Origin of the sequence: Bradyrhizobium sp. 2TAF24 (assembly GCF_052115025.1) — a bacterium.
Classification (GTDB): Bacteria; Pseudomonadota; Alphaproteobacteria; order Rhizobiales; family Xanthobacteraceae; genus Bradyrhizobium_A.
In genome coordinates, this window is the sequence record NZ_JBFRFW010000001.1 from 626,340 (window position 1) to 644,509 (window position 18,170).

The 18,170-nt window shown below is 67.7% G+C and carries 16 protein-coding genes; 11 read left to right on the forward strand and 5 right to left on the reverse strand.

All coding sequences use genetic code 11. From position 1 onward, the window contains the following. Positions 1–59: 59 nt before the first annotated feature. Positions 60–452, reverse strand: a complete 393-nt coding sequence (locus tag AB4Z37_RS02795; RefSeq protein ID WP_441515139.1) for a response regulator — start codon at positions 450–452, stop codon at positions 60–62. A gap of 254 nt (positions 453–706) precedes the next feature. Between AB4Z37_RS02795 and AB4Z37_RS02800 the strand changes: the two genes are divergently transcribed. The 8 genes from AB4Z37_RS02800 (at position 707) to AB4Z37_RS02835 (ending at position 10,639) form a co-directional block, all read left to right on the forward strand. Continuing rightward, positions 707–1,681 (forward strand): bifunctional riboflavin kinase/FAD synthetase, encoded by a 975-nt coding sequence (locus tag AB4Z37_RS02800; protein WP_441515140.1) that lies wholly within the window; start codon positions 707–709, stop codon positions 1,679–1,681. A gap of 197 nt (positions 1,682–1,878) precedes the next feature. Then, positions 1,879–4,926: an isoleucine--tRNA ligase gene (gene ileS / locus AB4Z37_RS02805; RefSeq protein ID WP_441515141.1), complete on the forward strand. Its 3,048-nt coding sequence runs from the start codon at positions 1,879–1,881 to the stop codon at positions 4,924–4,926. A 9-nt stretch (positions 4,927–4,935) separates the two neighbouring features. Continuing rightward, positions 4,936–5,463: a signal peptidase II gene (gene lspA / locus AB4Z37_RS02810; RefSeq protein ID WP_441515142.1), complete on the forward strand. Its 528-nt coding sequence runs from the start codon at positions 4,936–4,938 to the stop codon at positions 5,461–5,463. A gap of 138 nt (positions 5,464–5,601) precedes the next feature. Further along, positions 5,602–6,339, forward strand: a complete 738-nt coding sequence (locus tag AB4Z37_RS02815; protein ID WP_441515143.1) for a hypothetical protein — start codon at positions 5,602–5,604, stop codon at positions 6,337–6,339. Between the two features lie 269 nt (positions 6,340–6,608). Then, positions 6,609–7,901: a M16 family metallopeptidase gene (locus AB4Z37_RS02820; RefSeq protein WP_441515250.1), complete on the forward strand. Its 1,293-nt coding sequence runs from the start codon at positions 6,609–6,611 to the stop codon at positions 7,899–7,901. A gap of 2 nt (positions 7,902–7,903) precedes the next feature. Beyond that, a complete protein-coding gene (locus AB4Z37_RS02825) occupies positions 7,904–9,280 on the forward strand; it encodes a M16 family metallopeptidase (protein WP_441515251.1) in 1,377 nt (458 codons plus the stop codon). 76 nt (positions 9,281–9,356) lie between these two features. Continuing rightward, positions 9,357–9,773: an alternative ribosome rescue aminoacyl-tRNA hydrolase ArfB gene (arfB, locus tag AB4Z37_RS02830; RefSeq protein ID WP_441515144.1), complete on the forward strand. Its 417-nt coding sequence runs from the start codon at positions 9,357–9,359 to the stop codon at positions 9,771–9,773. 101 nt (positions 9,774–9,874) lie between these two features. Continuing rightward, positions 9,875–10,639, forward strand: coding sequence for an SDR family oxidoreductase (locus AB4Z37_RS02835; RefSeq protein ID WP_441515145.1), 765 nt, complete (start codon positions 9,875–9,877; stop codon positions 10,637–10,639). A gap of 21 nt (positions 10,640–10,660) precedes the next feature. Here the strand turns inward: AB4Z37_RS02835 and AB4Z37_RS02840 are convergent, their stop codons facing one another. Then, positions 10,661–11,521 carry a LysR family transcriptional regulator gene (locus tag AB4Z37_RS02840; RefSeq protein WP_441515146.1) on the reverse strand — a complete coding sequence of 287 codons (861 nt, stop codon included), beginning with the start codon at positions 11,519–11,521 and terminating at the stop codon, positions 10,661–10,663. A gap of 97 nt (positions 11,522–11,618) precedes the next feature. On the opposite strand from AB4Z37_RS02840, the gene dapA reads away from it, so the two are divergent. Together dapA and mutL are read left to right on the forward strand one after the other, a co-directional pair. Continuing rightward, complete coding sequence (gene dapA / locus AB4Z37_RS02845) at positions 11,619–12,524, forward strand: 4-hydroxy-tetrahydrodipicolinate synthase (protein WP_441515147.1); 906 nt, start codon at positions 11,619–11,621, stop codon at positions 12,522–12,524. Between the two features lie 78 nt (positions 12,525–12,602). Then, on the forward strand, positions 12,603–14,429 hold the full coding sequence (mutL, locus tag AB4Z37_RS02850) for a DNA mismatch repair endonuclease MutL (RefSeq protein ID WP_441515148.1): 1,827 nt from the start codon (positions 12,603–12,605) through the stop codon (positions 14,427–14,429). Positions 14,430–14,448: 19 nt separating this feature from the next. On the opposite strand, the gene rsmD is transcribed toward mutL, so the two are convergent. Both rsmD and AB4Z37_RS02860 read right to left on the reverse strand, forming a co-directional pair. After that, positions 14,449–15,006 (reverse strand): 16S rRNA (guanine(966)-N(2))-methyltransferase RsmD, encoded by a 558-nt coding sequence (gene rsmD / locus AB4Z37_RS02855; protein WP_441515149.1) that lies wholly within the window; start codon positions 15,004–15,006, stop codon positions 14,449–14,451. Positions 15,007–15,009: 3 nt separating this feature from the next. After that, positions 15,010–17,106, reverse strand: a complete 2,097-nt coding sequence (locus tag AB4Z37_RS02860; protein WP_441515150.1) for a pseudouridine synthase — start codon at positions 17,104–17,106, stop codon at positions 15,010–15,012. A gap of 150 nt (positions 17,107–17,256) precedes the next feature. On the opposite strand from AB4Z37_RS02860, the gene AB4Z37_RS02865 reads away from it, so the two are divergent. Next, positions 17,257–17,703, forward strand: coding sequence for a nucleoside deaminase (locus AB4Z37_RS02865; protein WP_441515151.1), 447 nt, complete (start codon positions 17,257–17,259; stop codon positions 17,701–17,703). A 16-nt stretch (positions 17,704–17,719) separates the two neighbouring features. Here the strand turns inward: AB4Z37_RS02865 and AB4Z37_RS02870 are convergent, their stop codons facing one another. Then, on the reverse strand, positions 17,720–18,169 hold the full coding sequence (locus tag AB4Z37_RS02870) for a GNAT family N-acetyltransferase (RefSeq protein ID WP_441515152.1): 450 nt from the start codon (positions 18,167–18,169) through the stop codon (positions 17,720–17,722). Position 18,170 lies beyond the last annotated feature (1 nt).

Consider the following 18,170-nt stretch of genomic DNA (forward strand, 5'->3'; position numbering starts at 1 on the left):
ACAAAAACAAATGGCCGGGACAAGCCCGGCCATCGCATCACAAACTCGGCAGGCCGTGATCAGCCAGCCGGATCCGGGAACACCGCCTCGATCTTGGTCTTCAAGGTTGCGGCGTTGAACGGCTTCACGATGTAGTTGTTTACACCGGCCTTCTTGGCCGCGATCACGTTCTCGGTCTTGGATTCCGCCGTGATCATGATGAAGGGTGTCATCGCCAGATTGGGATCGGCGCGGACCTCCTTGAGCAGGTCGTAACCGGTCATCGGCTCCATGTTCCAGTCGGAGATCACGAGACCATATTTCTTGCCGCGCATCTTATCGAGCGCCGCCGAGCCGTCGCTGGCATCGTCGATATTCTCGAAGCCGAGCTGCTTCAACAAATTGCGGATGATGCGGATCATGGTGCTGTAATCGTCCACCACCAGGACCGACATCGACAAATCCATCGCCATCGCACTGTGCTCCCTCGCGCCGTCCTGGCGCATCCCCCCTTGATGCCGTGGCGAGATGGCCCCGCCGGCATGGCACCACGACATGACACAGACTGTGTGATTGTCCGCCCCCGCCGCGCCTCAACAACTAGCACCAGCCCTTAAACAGCACGTTAATCGGCGACTTCAGGGTTTGCCAAACCGCCGGCTTGACTTCCGGAACGGGGAGGCATCACGGTCTATCCTGATCCGTCAACGATCCGTCGCAAGGTGCCATGACGACCGGCTTTACCGTTATTCGCGATACCACCCCGCCTGCCGCCATCCCGCGCGGCGCCGTGGTGGCCCTGGGCAATTTCGACGGGGTTCATCTCGGACACCGGGCCGTGATCTCGGCAGCCCTCGACATGGCGCGGGCGCACGGCCACCCGGCCCTTGCTGTCACCTTCGAGCCGCATCCCCGCAGCTTCTTCAGCCCCAACACACCGCAATTCAAGCTCACCGAACTCAACGACAAGCTGCGGCTGCTGGCGACCACCGGGCTTGCCGGCGCCGTGGTGATGACCTTCGACGCCGCCCGCGCGCGCACCTCGGCCATGGATTTCATTAACCACGATCTGATCGGACGGCTCGGCGTCAGCGGTATCTCGATCGGCTTCGACTTCCACTTCGGCAAGGGCCGCTCGGGGTCGCCGGCGCTGCTCGCCGCCGAGGCGCCCAAGCTCGGCATCGAGGTCCATATCCAGTCGCATATCGACGTCGAAGGACGCGCAGTGTCCTCGACCGCGATCCGCAACGCGCTGGGACAGGGGCTGGTGGACGAGGCGAGCGCCCTGCTCGGATATCCCTGGTTCATCTCGGGTGAGGTCATCCATGGCGAGAAGCGCGGCCGCGATCTCGGCTACCCGACCGCCAACATCCGGCTCGATCCCGCCTGCGGGCTGAAGCACGGCATCTATGCGGTGCGGATCGGCCGCGGCGCCGAGCGTTTCGAAGGCGTGGCGAGCTTCGGCCGCCGCCCCACCTTCGACAATGGCGCCCCGCTGCTGGAAATCTTCCTGTTCGACTTCAACGACGACCTTTACGGCCAGCGGCTCGACATCGCCTTCATCGCCCATCTGCGTGATGAGCTGAAGTTCGAGGGCATCGCGCCGCTGATCCGGCAGATGGACGACGACAGCCGGCAGGCCCGCGCCGCCCTGGCGGCGGCACCCGGCGCGTTCCCGAACCTCGGAAATGTCATAGATTGAGGCTGTTACGGGTCTTTCCGATCCCGCCTCACTTTGCTAATGAGCAGCCATGACCGCACGGCGCATCATCAGCATCATTAGCGGCCCGGCTTCCGCCTGAGCGTCCACGCTCCAGCGCAAGACCGGGATCAGCCTGACATGCCCTAAATCCTTGCGCTGAATTGATTTTCGCGCGCCGTACCGCCGAGCCCCATCCCATGACCGACAAGCCGACCAAAGCCGCCGCCCCCGCCTCCGAGGGCCACGACTACGCCAAGACGCTCTACCTGCCGGAAACCGGGTTTCCGATGCGCGCGGGACTGCCGCAGCGCGAGCCCGAAATCCTCAAGCGCTGGAACGACATCGAGCTCTACCGCAAGCTGAGGGACACCGCCCGCGGGCGGCCCAAATTCGTGCTCCACGACGGCCCGCCCTATGCCAACGGCCACATCCATATCGGCCATGCGCTCAACAAGATCCTGAAGGACCTGGTGACGCGCAGCCAGCAGATGCTCGGCTTCGATTCCAACTACGTCCCGGGCTGGGACTGCCACGGCCTGCCGATCGAATGGAAGATCGAGGAAGAGAACTACCGCTCCCAGGGCAAGAGCAAGCCCGATCTCAAGGATCCCGCCGCGATGATCGCGTTCCGGCGCGAATGCCGCGCCTACGCATCGCACTGGCTCGGCGTGCAGCGCGAGGAGTTCAAGCGGCTCGGCGTCGTCGGTGACTGGGATCACCCCTACACCACCATGAGCTATCCGGCGGAAGCCCAGATCGCGCGCGAGATCATGAAGTTCGCCGCCAACGGCACGCTGTATCGCGGCTCCAAGCCCGTGATGTGGTCGGTGGTGGAGAAGACCGCGCTCGCCGAAGCCGAGGTCGAGTACGAGGACTACACTTCCGACGCGGTGTGGGTGAAATTCCCGGTCGCTCAGGTCGAGCTCGCATCGGGCAAGGATGCATCTGCGGCGATCGTGCAGGCGGTGGCCGACGCGTCGGTGGTGATCTGGACCACCACGCCGTGGACGCTGCCCGGCAACCGCGCCATCAGCTTCTCCTCGAAGATCGCCTATGGTCTCTACCGTGTTACCGACGCGCCGGCCGACAACTGGACGAAGACCGGCGATCTTCTGATCCTTGCCGACGCCCTTGCGGAAGCGGTGTTCAAGCAGGCCCGCGTCACGGCCTATGAAAAGGTCGGCGACGTCCCGGCACCAGTGCTGGCACACATGGAGTGCACCCATCCGTTCGCCGGCCTCGAAGACGGCTACAAGTTCCGCGTGCCGCTGCTCGATGGCGACCATGTCTCCGACGACACCGGCACCGGCTTCGTGCATACCGCTCCCGGCCACGGCCGCGAGGACTTCGAGATCTGGATGTCCAACGCCCGCGCGCTCGAGGCGCGCGGCATCAGCTCGGCCATCCCCTATACCGTCGACGAAAACGGCGCCCTCACCACCCAGGCGCCGGGCTTCACCGGCCGCCGCGTCATCACCGACGAGGGCGAGAAGGGCGACGCCAACGAGGCCGTGATCAAGGCGCTGAGCGAGCGCGGCCTGCTGCTGGCGCGGTCGCGGCTGAAGCACCAGTACCCGCATTCGTGGCGCTCGAAGAAGCCGGTGATCTTCCGCAACACGCCACAGTGGTTCATCGCCATGGACAAGCCGATTGCCGACAACGGCACGGCGAAGCCCGGCGACACCTTGCGCGCCCGCGCGCTGCACGCGATCTCGGTAACCCGCTGGGTGCCGCAACAGGGCCAGAACCGCATCAACGGCATGATCTCCGGCCGCCCGGACTGGGTGGTGTCGCGCCAGCGCGCCTGGGGCGTGCCGATCGCGGTATTCATCCGCGACAAGGGGGACGGCTCCGTCGACATCCTGCAGGACGAGGCAGTCAACCTGCGCATCGCCGAGGCCTTCATGCAGGAAGGCGCCGACGCCTGGTACGCCGAGGGCGCACGCGAACGTTTCCTCGGAGCGCTCGCCACCGAGCCGTGGCAGAAGGTCGACGACATCCTCGACGTCTGGTTCGATTCCGGCTCGACCCACGCCTTCGTGCTGGAGGACGCCCAGAACTTCCCGAGCCTCGCCGGCATCCATCGCAAGATCGATGGCGGCACGGACACCGTGATGTATCTCGAGGGCTCGGACCAGCACCGCGGCTGGTTCCACTCGTCGCTGCTGGAAAGCAGCGGCACGCGCGGCCGCGCGCCCTATGACGTCGTGCTGACCCACGGCTTCACGCTCGACGAGCAGGGCCGCAAGATGTCGAAGTCGGTCGGCAACACGGTGGAGCCGCAGCAGGTGATGGAACAGTCCGGCGCCGACATCCTGCGGCTGTGGGTGGCGAGCTCCGACACCGCCGACGACCAGCGCATCGGCCCGGAGATCCTCAAGAACACCATCGAGACCTACCGCAAGCTGCGCAACTCGATCCGCTGGATGCTCGGCACGCTCCGCCACTTCAAGGCGGAAGAAACCGTCGCCGCCGGTGAGATGCCCGAGCTCGAACGGCTGATGCTTCACCGCCTCGCCGAGCTCGATGGCGTGATCCGCCAGGCCTATGCCGATTTCGACTACAAGACCGTGATCGCGAGCCTCGCGGCGTTCATGAACACTGAGCTGTCGGCGTTCTATTTCGATATCCGCAAGGACACGCTGTACTGCGACCCGCCGTCGTCGGTGGCGCGCAGGGCGGCGCTCACCACCATCGACCGGCTGTGCGACGCGCTGCTGAAATGGCTGGCGCCGATCCTGTCGTTCACCTGCGACGAGGCCTGGGTGATGTATCGCCCGAACGGCGAGGCGTCGGTGCATCTCACCACCTTCCCGGACGATCTCGCCGGCTTCCGCGACGACGCGCTGGCACAGAAGTGGGAGACCATCCGCGCGGTGCGCCGCGTCATCACTGGCGCGCTGGAAATCGAGCGCAAGGCCAAGCGCATCGGCGCGTCGCTGGAGGCCTCGCCGCTGGTCTACGTCGCCGACAAGACGGTGTTTGCGATCCTTGCCGACGCTGACCTCGCGGAGATCGGCATCACCTCCAATGCGATGCTGAGCGACGCGGACGCACCGGCCGATGCCTTCCGTCTCGCCGACGTGCCGGGCGTCGCCGTGGTGATCGAGCGGGCTGTCGGCACCAAATGCGCGCGCTCCTGGAAGATCCTGCCGACCGTCGGCAGCGATCCGGAGTACCCCGACGTCTCGCCGCGCGACGCCAAGGCGCTGCGCGAATTGAAGGCCCTGGGACATGTGGTGTAGCGCGCTGTCATGACCGGGACCGGGACCACGCCGACGACAGCGACGCCGCCGCTCCGGGCGGGCATCGCGGCTGCCGTCGTGACCCTTGTGATCGACCAGGCCGTCAAGCTCTGGCTGCTGTTCGGCTATGATCTCGCCCACCGCGGCATCGTCGCCGTCACCCCGTTCTTCGACCTGGTGCTCGCCTGGAACACCGGCATCAGCTACGGCATGTTCCAGAATCAGGGCACCGTCGGCCAGATCGTCCTGCTGCTGGTGAAGGCCGTCGCCGTGGTGGTGATGGCGGTGTGGATGGCGCGGGCCCAGACCCTGGTTGCGACAATCGGTCTGGGCTTGATCATCGGCGGGGCGATCGGCAACGCCATCGACCGTTTTGCCTATGGGGCAGTGGTCGATTTTGCCCTGTTCCACATCGAAATCGGCGGAAAAACCTACAACTGGTATGTGTTTAACCTTGCCGACGCAGCCATTGTTGCCGGTGTGGCGGGGCTCCTGTATGACTCCTTCCTCGGAAAACCCGCCGTAAAAGCGCCCTGATCACGGCCGATACGGCCATGGGGCGGTCGTCAGGGAGCCTGCTAACCGTTTGAAGCAGAGCGCTATTCTGCGACCGCGGCACAGATTTGATCGGGATACTGCACGATGCGCAAAACCGAAGCCGGTCGGCCTTCGCTCATGTCGTCTGACGCCACGCTGCCAACCCTGCTGCCGCGCGGCCTCCGCCTCGCGGCCTGTGCGCTCGGCATCGGCCTCTGCCTCGCGGCAACCGCCGCACGCGCCGGCGACGACGACGAGGAAGACAGCGGACCGATCGAGGACCGCATCATCAAGAACATCGTCACCGGCCTCGGCGGCACCAACATGGACAACCGCGGCATCAACTACCGCGAGCGGTCGCCGCTGGTCGTGCCGCGCAAACTCGACCTGCCGCCGCCGGCCGACGCCAAGGCTGAGGTAAATCCGCCGAACTGGCCGAAGGACCCGACCATCGCGGCGGAAAAGGCCTCGGCCGAAGCCGCCAAGAAATCCAAGCCGGACATGTTCGAGATGAGCCGGACGCTGACACCGGCAGAGCTTGCGCCGAAGCGCACCAGGACCGCGCGCTCGTCGTCGACCGTGCAGCAGCCGGGCAGCACACCGGACGCCTATGGCGGCACCGGCACCGGCCCGATGCTGAGCCCGGGCCAGCTCGGATTCAGCAATTCAATGTTCTCCAACGTCTTCAAGGGCAATTCAGCGGAAGTCGGCCAGTTCAAGGGCGAGCCGACCCGCGAGAATCTGACCCAACCGCCCGTCGGCTATCAGACCCCGTCGCCGAGCTATGGCTACGGCACCGGCCTGCCGAGCAAGCCGATCGATCAGCAGTCGGCCAATCCGTTCGATCCCAACAGCGGGGTCAAGAAGGATAACTGAGCCTGACGCACGTCGGGTCCGTCGCAAAAAAGTGGCGGCCCGATCACATTGTCGTCGGTTCGCAAGACCGTGATCCCGAACCGGCCGGGATCAGGCTTTGCTGGGTCAAACCTCTGCGAGCCGCTGACGAGAACATGACACCCTCATCCCGTTCGAACCGCCCTGCGATGCTGCTGGCCGCCCTCGGCCTGTCGCTTCTCCCCGCCGTCTCCTCCGCCCAGGCTCCGGCCCCCGCCGAGAAGCCCGCCGCGACGTCGCAGGACAGCGCCATGGCGCAGCGCCCGGCGAGCTTCACCCTCGCCAACGGGCTGCAGGTGGTGGTCATTCCCGACCACCGCACCCCGGTCGTGACCCAGATGATCTGGTTCAAGGTCGGCTCGGCCGACGAGACAGCCGGCAAGTCGGGGCTCGCCCACTTCCTCGAACATCTGATGTTCAAGGGGACGGAGCACCATCCGGCCGGCGAGTTCTCCAAGACCGTGGTGCGCGTCGGCGGCACCGAGAACGCCTTCACGGCGGCCGACTACACCGGTTACTTCCAGCGCGTGCCGCGCGACCAGCTTGCCACCATGCTGGGCTTCGAGGCCGACCGCATGACCGGCCTGACGCTGAAGAACGAGGAGGTGCTGTCCGAGCGCGACGTGGTGCTGGAAGAGTACAACATGCGCGTCGCCAACAGCCCGGATGCGCGGCTCACCGAGCAGATCATGGCCGCGCTCTATCTCAACCATCCCTACGGGCGGCCGGTGATCGGCTGGCACCAGGAGATCGAGAAGCTCAACCGCGAGGACGCGCTCGCCTTCTACAAGCGCTTCTACGCGCCGAACAACGCGACCCTGGTGATCGCCGGAGACGTCACCGCGGACGAGATCCGCCCGCTGGTCGAACGCTCCTTTGGCCCGATCCCGGCGCAGGCGGACATCGCGCCAAAACGCATCCGCCCCCAGGAGCCGACGCCCGCCGGGCCACGCACCGTGACGCTCGCCGACCCCCGTGTCGAGCAGACCGGCGTGCGGCGCTATTACCTGGTGCCGGCGGCGACCGCGGCCGGCAACGACAGCCCCGCGCTCGATGTGCTCGCCCAGGTGCTCGGCAGCGGCAGCAACTCGCTGCTCTACCGCGCGCTGGTGGTGGACAAGCCGCTCGCCGTCTCGGCCGCCGCCTGGTACCAGGGCACGGCGGTCGACGCGACGCAGTTCGCCATTTCGGTGTCGCCGAAGCCCGGCATCACCTTCCCGCAGATCGAGCAGACCATCGACGCCGTCCTGGCCGAGGTCGCGCAGAACGGCGTCTCCGCCGAAACGCTGGAGCGGGCCAAGACCCAGCTCATCGCTGAAGCCGTCTACGCCCAGGACAGCCAGAGCACGCTTGCGCGCTGGTATGGCGCGGCGCTGACCGTCGGCCTCAGCATCGACCAGGTGATCGACTGGCCGCAACGCATTCGCGCCATCACCGCCGAACAGGTTCGCGACGCCGCCCGCACCTGGCTCGACAAGAAGCGCTCGGTCACCGGCTATCTGATAAAGGACGCCGCGCCGCGGCGCGAGGAGAAGCGCTCGTGAAGCTGACCCGTCAGCAATTCCTCCGTGGTGCTGCTGCCGGCGCCGCTGTCGTCGCCCTGCGGCCGTTCGGCCTGTCGCCAGCGCACGCGGCCACCCGGATCCAGCGCGTGGTGTCACCCGGCGGCATCGAGGCCTGGTTCGTGCAGGATGCCACCGTGCCGCTGGTGTCCATTGAATATGCCTTCGCCGGCGGCGCCGCCCAGGACCCACCCGGCAAGCCCGGCGTCAGCAACGTGCTGGCCAACCTGCTCGACGAGGGCGCCGGCGATCTCGACAGCACCACGTTCCACGACCGCCTCGAGCGTCGCGCCATCCAGATGAACTTCAGCACGTCGCGCGACTACCTGCGCGGCTCGCTGCGGATGCTGAAGGAGGATCACGACCAGGCGTTCGAGCTGCTGCAGCTTGCGCTCTCCGCGCCACGCTTCGACAGCGAGCCGGTGGAGCGCATCCGCTCCCAGATCGGCTCCGAGCTGCGCCGCGACAGCACCACGCCGACGACGCTCGCGGGCAATGCGTTCTGGCAGCTCGCCTACGGCGATCACCCCTATGGACGCCCCAGCAACGGCACGCTGGACAGCCTGGCAACCATCCAGGTCGATGACCTCCGCACCTACCAGCGCAAGGTGCTGGCCCGCGACAAGCTGAAGATCGCAGTCGTCGGCGACATCGATGGGGCCACGCTGGGCAAGCTGCTCGACCGCACCTTCGGCGCGCTGCCGGCGAAATCCGACCTCACGCCGGTGCCGGCCGTCACCGCGGCCATGCCCCCGAAACGCGTGCAGGTGCCGCTCGACGTGCCGCAGACCGTGATCGTGTTCGGCGGCCCGGGCCTGCTGCGCAGCGACCCCGATTTCATGCCAGCCTACGTCGTCAACCACATCCTGGGCGGCGGCGCGCTGTCGTCGCGGCTCTACAAGGAGGTCCGCGAGAAGCGCGGCCTCGTGTACTCGGTCTACCAGTCGCTGGTGTGGATGAACCAGTCCGGCGTGTTCGTCGGATCGACCGCGACCCGCGCCGACCGTGCCGCGGAAACCGCCGCCACGGTCGACAGCGAGATCCGCCGCATGGCGGAGCAAGGTCCGACCCAGCAGGAGCTCGACGAGGCGAAATCCTATCTCAAGGGTTCACAGGCGCTCGCGCTCGACACATCGTCGAAGATCGCCAGCGTCATGGTGCAGTACCAGCTCGACAACCTCGGCATCGATTATCTCGACAAGCGCGGCGCGCTGATCGATACGGTGAGCCTCGACGACGCCCGCCGCGCCGCCAAGCGGCTGTGGGGCCAGGGCCTGCTGATGGCGGCGGCCGGACGCTCCACCGAGGCCTCCGCCAAGCCCGCGCCGACCGACGCCGCACCACCAACCGACAAAAATTGAGCCGGTCCACGGCGGCGTAACACGCTATGGTGGCCGCGAGCGATTCCCGTGGGGAGCGCGGACAACCGGTTGTGCCATGCTGCGGATCACCCATTCGATCGCAATCGACGAGAACGATATCGAGATCAGCTTCGTTCGCGCCTCCGGCCCCGGCGGCCAGAACGTCAACAAGCTGTCGACCGCGGCACAGCTGCGCTACGACAGCCGCCGCGCGATGCTGGCGCCGGATATCGACGCGCGGCTGCAGCGCATCGCCGGTCAGCGCATGACCAAGGATGGCGTCATCGTCATCCATGCCCAGCGCTACCGCACCCAGGAACGCAACCGCGAGGACGCGATCGAGCGGCTGGTGGACATGATCCGCGAGGCGTCGGTGCGCCCGACTCCGCGCCGTGCCACCCGCCCCACCCTCGGCTCCAAGAAGCGACGTCTCGAGGGCAAGAAGCACCGCGGCTCGATCAAGGCGATGCGCGGCGGACGCATCGACGACTGACCCGAATCGTCGTCACCGGACCACGACGCCGTTGCGGAAATCGGGTGGCTGCGCCCGACCGCTCCTGAAACAAGAGCCGCCTCACTTACTGGAGGCTCTTGATGACGACACTCACCGACAAGGTTGCCATTGTCACTGGCGCGAGCTCCGGCATCGGCCGCGCGGCTGCGCTGCTGTTCGCCAGGGAAGGCGCTGCTGTCGTTGCGTCCGGCCGCCGCGCGATCGAGCTCGACGGCCTCGTCGCCGAAATCACGGCCGCGGGCGGCCGCGCGCTCGCTGTCCCCGGCGACGTGAAGGATGAGGCGCACGCAGTAGCGCTGGTCGCGGCGGCGCAGAGCCGCTTCGGCGGGCTCGACATTGCCTTCAACAATGCTGGTGCGACCGGGCATGCGGCGCCGGTGCCCGAACTCTCGGTCGAGACCTGGCGCGACACCCTCGACACCAACCTCACCAGCGCCTTTCTCGGCGCACGGCATCAGATCCCGGCGATGCTCGCCCGTGGCGGCGGCGCGCTGATCTTCACCTCCACCTTCGTCGGGCACACCGTCGGCTTTCCCGGCATGGGCGCCTATGCGGCGAGCAAGGCCGGCGTGATCGGCCTGACCAAGGTGATCGCCGCCGAGTTCGGCGCGCAGGGCATCCGTGCCAATGCGCTGCTGCCCGGCGGCACCGACACGCCGATGGGGCGCAGCGTGTCGAACACTCCGGAGATGCGCGCCTTCGTCGAGGGACTGCATGCCCTGAAACGCCTGGCCGCCCCGGAAGAGATCGCCCGCGCCGCGCTCTATCTCGCGTCGGATGCGTCGAGCTTCATGACCGGCACGGCCCTGCTGGTCGACGGCGGCGTCTCGATCAGCCGGACCTGAACCGGGCCCACGCCAGCCGACCTACCCGGCGAGGCTCGCAGAGATGCAGCGCCGGGCGTGGTCGGCGAAAGCCTGCACCGCCGGCTTGGCGTGCGGTGCCTGGTAGAGGTTGATCCTGAACTCCGGCAGCTTCGGCAGGGAGCGATCGGAAAGGATTTCGAGGCTATCCGGCAGCGAATGGCTGAGCAGCGGCGCCACCGCGAGGTCGGCCTCGAGCGTCGCCCGCACCGGCTCCATGTTGCTGACCTCGCAGACCGCGATCCATTCCCGCCGCGCCTTGCGCAGCGCGGCGATCGCGATCGGCCGGAAGATGCAGGCCTCCGCCCCGAACGACACCGGCAGCGGCATGCGGCGATGCGCCTCGCCGCCACGGGCGCCGACCCATACCAGGCGGTCCATGCGCAGCGTCTCGCCGCCCTTGCTGCAGGTCATTTCGGTCGTGAGCGCGAGATCGAGGTTGCCGGCTTTCAATTCCGACATCAGCACCACCGTGTCCTGGCACACCAGCGTCACCCGGATCGATGGAAACGCCTTGCTAAAGCGGCGCAGGATCGGCGGCGTGTAGCTGCCGATGATGTCATAGGGCGCGCCAAAGCGAACCTCGCCTTCGAACGGCGGCTCGCGCAGCGCCGCCCACAGATTATCGTTCGCGGTAATCATCTGCGTGGCCGGTGCGACGAGGCTGCGCCCCTCGGGCGCCAGCACAAGGCGGCGTCCCGCGCGCACGAACAGCGGATGGCCTGCGATCTCCTCCAGCCGCTTGATCTGCTGGCTGATCGCGCCCTGCGACAGGTTGAGCAGCTCCGCCGCCCGGGTGACGCTGCCGCTGTCCACCACCGCGAGAAACGCACGCACGATGGTGACGTCGATGTCGTGGGCCATATTTATTACGATCTCTAAAGATATCGATTAAATACATTAGATATCATAATTTCAAAAGCAGGCCTAGGATTCCGCCCCTCAACACGGAATCATGATCATGACCACATTGACCGGGGTTTGGGCGCCACTGGTGACGCCCTTCAAGGATGGCCGGCTCGACCTCGCCAGCACCCGCCGCCTGATCGAGCACCTGCTCGCACAGGGCGTCGCCGGCTTCATCCCGCTCGGCACCACCGGGGAATCGCCGACCCTCGACGACGACGAGATCGAGACCATGGTGGCCGAGACGGTCGCCGTCGTCGCCGGCCGGGTGCCGGTATTCGTCGGCATTGGCGGCAACGCCACCCACAAGGTGATCCGCGCCGTGCGGCGGCTGTCCGCCCATCCGTTCCAGGGCATCCTGTCGGTCTGCCCGTACTACAACCGCCCGACCCAGGAGGGACTGCGGGCGCATTTCACGGCCATCGCCAGCGAGACCGACCGCCAGATCCTGATCTACAACATCCCCTACCGGACCTCGGTCAACCTCACCAACGACACCGTGCTGCGGATGGCGGAACTCCCCAACATCGTCGGCATCAAGGACAGCTCCGGCAACCTTGCCCAGTCGCTGGAATTGCTGGCGCTGCGGCCGAAGGGCTTTTCGGTGCTCACCGGCGAGGACGCGCTGTTCCTGACCATGCTCGCCAACGGCGCCGATGGCGGCATCCTGGCGTCCTGCCATCTGGCCACCGATGCCTTCGTGGCGGTCGCCGACCGCATGGCCGCGAACGACCAGCACGGCGCACTGGCGCGCTGGACGCCGCTGGCACGGCTGATCCCCAAGCTGTTCGGGGAACCCAACCCGGTGCCGATCAAGTATGCGCTGTGGCGACAGGGCCTGATCAGTTCCCCCGAATGCCGCCTGCCCCTGACGCCGATCTCGTCGGCCCTCGCCCGTGAGATTGACCAGGAACTGGCGCAGTTGCCGCATGCGGTCGAGGGGTTTAGACGCGCGGGATAAGCCGCGCGCCGGCCTCCCGCAGGCGGCTCAAAGCCCCTAGATTAGGCGTTCCATTCCCTGCGAGTCGCCTGGTCGTCCATGCCCGTCCGTCAGTTGCCTGAAGCCATCGTCAACCGCATCGCCGCCGGCGAGGTGGTCGAGCGGCCGGCGAGCGCGGTCAAGGAGCTGGTCGAGAATGCCATCGACGCCGGCGCCAGCCGAGTCGATGTCTTCACCGAGGGCGGCGGCCGGCGCCGCATCACCATCACCGACGACGGTCATGGCATGACGCGGGCTGACCTCGCACTCGCGGTCGATCGCCACGCCACCTCCAAGCTCGACGACGAGGACCTGCTGCGCATCCGCACCCTCGGCTTCCGCGGCGAGGCGCTGCCGTCGATCGGTGCGGTCGCCCGCCTCGCCATCACCACGCGGCATGCCAGCGAGCCCCACGCCTGGGCGCTGAATGTCGAGGGCGGTGTCAAATCCGAGATCGCGCCCGCGGCGCTCGCCCACGGCACCCGTGTCGAGGTCAACGACCTGTTCTTCGCGACCCCGGCCCGGCTCAAATTTCTCAAGACCGACCGCACCGAGGCGGAGGCGATCCGCGAGACCGTGCGGCGTCTCGCGATGGCACGGCCCGACATCGCCTTCAGCCTCGCCGGCGAGGAGCGCGCGCCCGTGACCTGGGCTGCGGCGCTGCCCGGCGCCCCCGGACAGCTGACACGCCTCGGCGATATTCTCGGCGCCGACTTCCGCGCCAGCGCCATCGCGGTCCGCTCCGAGCGCGAGGGCACGCTCGTGGAGGGCTATGCTGCCGCGCCGGCGCTGACCCGCGCCAATGCGCTTGGCCAATACCTGTTCGTCAACGGCCGCCCGGTGCGCGACAAGCTGATCCTCGGTGCCGTGCGCGGCGCCTATGCCGACTACCTGCCGCGCGACCGCCATCCGGTCGTCGCACTGTTCGTGACCCTCGATCCGCAGGAGGTCGACACCAACGTCCATCCCGCCAAGACCGAGGTGCGCTTCCGCAACGCCGGCCTCGTGCGGGCGCTGATCGTCCACGCGCTCAAAGACGGCCTCGCGCGCGAGGGCCGGCGCACCGCCGCCAACGGCGGCGAGGCCGCGGTCGGCGCGTTCCGTCCCGCCGCAAGCCGCCCAATGAACTGGGACTGGCAGCGCTCGCCGGCTGCGCCGTCGGCGCTGGCCACGGCATTCGATGGCCTGGCCCCGCGACCGTTCGCGGAGGCTGGCTTCGCGGCACCGCCCCAGCCGGTCTTCGACGTCGGCGCGCCGTCCGCTGACGTGCGCGCCGCGGTCGCGCCAGCGCCCGCCGACCTGCTCGACCGCCCGCTCGGCGCCGCACGCACCCAGATCCACGAGACCTACATCGTGTCGCAGACCCGCGACGGCCTCGTGGTGATCGACCAGCACGCCGCCCATGAGCGCATCGTCTACGAGAAGCTCAAGGCCTCGCTCGCCCGCGACGGCGTGCAGCGCCAGATCCTGCTGATTCCCGAGATCGTCGAGCTCGACGAGGCGACCGTGGAGAAGCTGGTGGGGCGCGCCACGGAACTGGAGCAGTTCGGCCTCGTGATCGAATCCTTCGGCCCCGGCGCGGTCGCCGTGCGCGAGACGCCATCGCTGCTCGGCAAGACCGATGCGCGCGCGCTGCTGCGCGACCTCGCTGACCATATGGCGGAATGGGACGAGGCGCTTCCGCTGGAGCGACGGCTGATGCATGTCGCCGCCACCATGGCCTGCCACGGCTCGGTGCGCGCCGGGCGGGTGCTGAAGCCCGAGGAAATGAACGCCCTGCTGCGCGAGATGGAAGTGACGCCGAACTCCGGCCAGTGCAACCACGGCCGGCCGACCTATGTCGAACTGAAGCTCGGCGACATCGAGCGCCTGTTCGGGCGGCGTTAGGCCGCCTTGCGGACAATCGTCAGGACCGCGCCCGCATGATGACGAACTCGGTGTCGTCGTAGGCGCGGCGCTCGAGCTCTTCGAACCCCTCGGGCGCGGCAAACCCCGCAGCCTTCGCTTCTTCGACGATCACCAGCGCTTGCGGCGCGAGCCAGCCGCCGTCGCGCAGCGCGGCAACGGCCTTGTCCGCAAGCCCTTTGCCGTAGGGCGGATCGAGGAAGGCGAGCGAAAACGGCTCCATCGGGTGCACCGGTCCCGGCTCGGTAGCGTCGCGGCGGTAGACCTTGGAAACGCCGCCAAGGCCGAGCGCCTCGACGTTCTGGCGCAGCAACGCCCGCGCCTCAGCACCATTGTCGACGAACAGCACGAAGGCTGCGCCGCGAGAACTCGCCTCGATGCCGAGCGCGCCGGTGCCGGCGAACAGATCTAGCACCCGCGCGCCTTCGATGGGATCGTCATAGGCATGGGCGAGGATGTTGAACAGCGACTCGCGCAGGCGGTCCGCCGTGGGGCGGATGTCGCGCGAGGTCGGCGCTGCGATAGTGCGGCCGCGCAGCCGTCCGCCGACGACACGCATCACTCAGTCCTTCGGCTCGAGGTCGCGCTTGCCGTGATAGGTGCGCTTGGGGCGGCGATAGGGCCGCGCCTCGGCATTCTCGTCGTGCTCGCCCGAACGCTCGACCAGCACGCGGCGGCCCTTGCGGTCAGCGACCACACTGCGCTTGCGCTTGACCGGCGCCTCTTCGTGCACGCGCTCGGCGCCCTCGCTGACCTTGCTGGGGCGCGACGATGCATTGAACTCCGCACCTGCAAGCTCGATGACCTTGTCGCCGAGCTGCTCGCGCAGCACGCGGGTCTTGACCTCGTCGACCTCGCCCTCGCCGAGTTCGGCGAGTTGGAACGGACCATAGGAGACGCGGATCAGGCGGTTCACCTCGAGGCCGAGATGCGCCAGCACGTTGCGAACTTCGCGGTTCTTGCCTTCGCGGATCGCGAACACGATCCAGACATTGGCGCCCTGGTCGTGCTCGAGCTGGGCATCGATCGAACCGTACTTGACGCCGTCGACCTCGACGCCGTTGCGCAGCTCGTCGAGCTGGGCCTGGGTCACGGTACCGTGCGCACGGACGCGATAGCGGCGCAGCCAGCCGGTCTCGGGCAGTTCGAGCGCGCGAGCGAGACCGCCGTCGTTGGTCAGCAACAGCAAGCCTTCGGTATTGAAATCGAGACGGCCGATGCTGATCAGCCGCGGCAGATTGTCGGGCAGGTTGTCGAACACCGTCGGCCGCCCTTCCGGATCGGCATGGGTGGTCATGAGACCGCGCGGCTTGTGATACAGGAACAGCCGCGTGCGCTCGCGCTCCGGCAACGGCTTGCCGTCCACCAGGATAACGTCGCGTTCGGTGACGTCGAGCGCCGGCGAGGTCAGGACGCGGCCATTGACCGACACGCGCCCCTGCGTGATCCATTCCTCGGCGTCACGACGCGAGCACAGGCCGGCGCGCGCGAGGCGCTTGGCGATCCGCTCGCCCGGCTTCTTGGGCTCTGCCGCCGCCGGGCGCTTGCTGCGCCGGTCGGTATCGGGCTTGCGCTCGCGGTAGGCGCCGCGGCCGCCGAAGGCCGGGCGCTTGACGAAAATCCGGGACTCGTCCGGCTCGCCACGCTGGCGCTCCTCACGTCCTTCGCTGCGCGGATGCTCCTGCCAGTCGCGGCGCTCGCCGCGCGCGCGATCGAACTTCGGTCGATCCCCCGCCTCACGATCGTCGCGCGGCCGGTTGAACTTGCGCGGACCGCGCTCGTCGCCGCCACGGTCGTCGCGGGAGCGCGAAAACCGCGGACGGTCATCGCCGCCGCGCCGGGCATCGTCACGCCGGTCGAAGCGCCGCTCGCCCTGCGGCCGATCCCCCTGCGGCCGCTCGCGGCGCTGCCACGGCTTCTCGTCAGCGCGATCGCGCCCGGCGAAATCCTCGCGCGGCTTGCGCGGGCCACGGCTGAACGGCCGGTCGCCGTCGTCGCGGCGGAATCCACCACCACGCGGACGATCGCCATCCTTGCGGAAACCTTCGCCCTTGCCCTTGAACGGGCGCTTGTCGCCGAACTTTGCGTCCGAGGAGCGTCCTGCGGCACGGCCCTCGCCGCGCGGCGCGCGGTCGTCGCGATCGCGCGGCTTGAATGAACGCTCGCCACGATCTTCGCGCGGCTTGAACGGACGATCGCCGCGGTCCTCACGCGGCTTGAAACGCGGACGATCCTCTCCGCCACGGTCCTCACGCGGTTTGAAGCGCGGACGATCATTGCCACCACGCTCCTCACGCGGCTTGAAGCGCGGACGGTCGTCGCCTCCGCGGTCGTCGCGCGGACGGAACGGCTTGCGCGGACCGCGGTCCGGCCGGTCGTCGCGATCGAAGCGTGGACGCGGGCGATCACCGTCGTCGCGGTTGCGCTCGCCCTTGGCCGCGAACGGCCGCTTGCCGCCGGCCGCCTTGTCGCCATACGGCTTCTTGTCACCGAACGACTTCTTGCCGGCGAAGGGTTTCTTGTCGCCGAAAGATTTACGCTCGCCGAAGTCCTTAGCCCCGCGGCGGGCCGGCCGCTCGCCGCCATCGCGCCCCTTGCCGCCGGGGCGGGCGCGGGCGCCGCGCGGAGCTGGTTTGCTGGTATCCCGGTCGCGGGGCATGACGTCTCTCACAGTAAATGCTAACGATCGCCAAGTCCCGATCCGACACTGTCGGACCAGACCCTGGCGACTGGCTTATTGGGCATGGATCGGTTCGGACAACCGCTGTCTGGGCCATGCTGTACCAGAGTTATCGGCGCGAGACGAGGCATGAGCGCACAATCTTTCATGGATCTGGCCCTGAATCAGGCCAAAATCGCCGGAAATGGCGGTGAAGTGCCCATCGGCTGCGTCATCGTCCGCGACGGCGAGGTCATCGCCCGGGCCGGCAACCGCACCCTGATCGACCGTGACCCCTCCGCCCACGCCGAGATCCTGGCGATCCGCCAGGCCGCCACCGCGCTCGGCAGCGAGCGGCTTGTCGACTGCGACCTCTACGTCACGCTGGAACCCTGCACCATGTGCGCCGGCGCCATCTCCTTCGCCCGCCTTCGCCGACTGTACTATGGCGCAGCCGACCCCAAGGGCGGCGCGGTGGAATCGGGTGTGCGCTTTTTTGCCTCCCCCACCTGCCACCACGCACCGGAGATCTATTCGGCGGTCGGCGAAACCGAGGCCGCAACACTGCTGCGCGACTTTTTCAGGGCCCGCCGCTAGCAGCCATGCCGCGCGGTCACAGCTTGATTTTCATACCCTCGTGCGAGGCGGTGAAGCCGAGCCGGCGATAGAAGCGATGGGCGTCGCGGCGGTCCTTGTTGGTGGTGAGCTGCAGCACCCGGCACTCCGGCCACGCCCGCGACATCCGCACCGCCTCGGCGAGCATCTGCTCGCCGATCTTGCGGCCGCGAAAACGGCGGTCCACCCGCACGCCCTCGATCTGCGCGCGCCAGCCCCCCTTGAGCAGCAGCCCCGGCAGGAAGGTGAGCTGGAAGCAGCCGACCACCTCGCCGTCCTCCTCCCAGACATGGAGGCCATTGTTGGGATCCGCGGCGATAGCGTCGAACGCCGCGAGGTAGGGCGTCATATCGCCATCGGGATCGTCGCGCTGGTCGCTGATCTGGTCCTCGGCCAGCAGTTGCATGATGCGGGAAACGTCGTCTCGCGTTGCCGGGCGCAGCGCCATC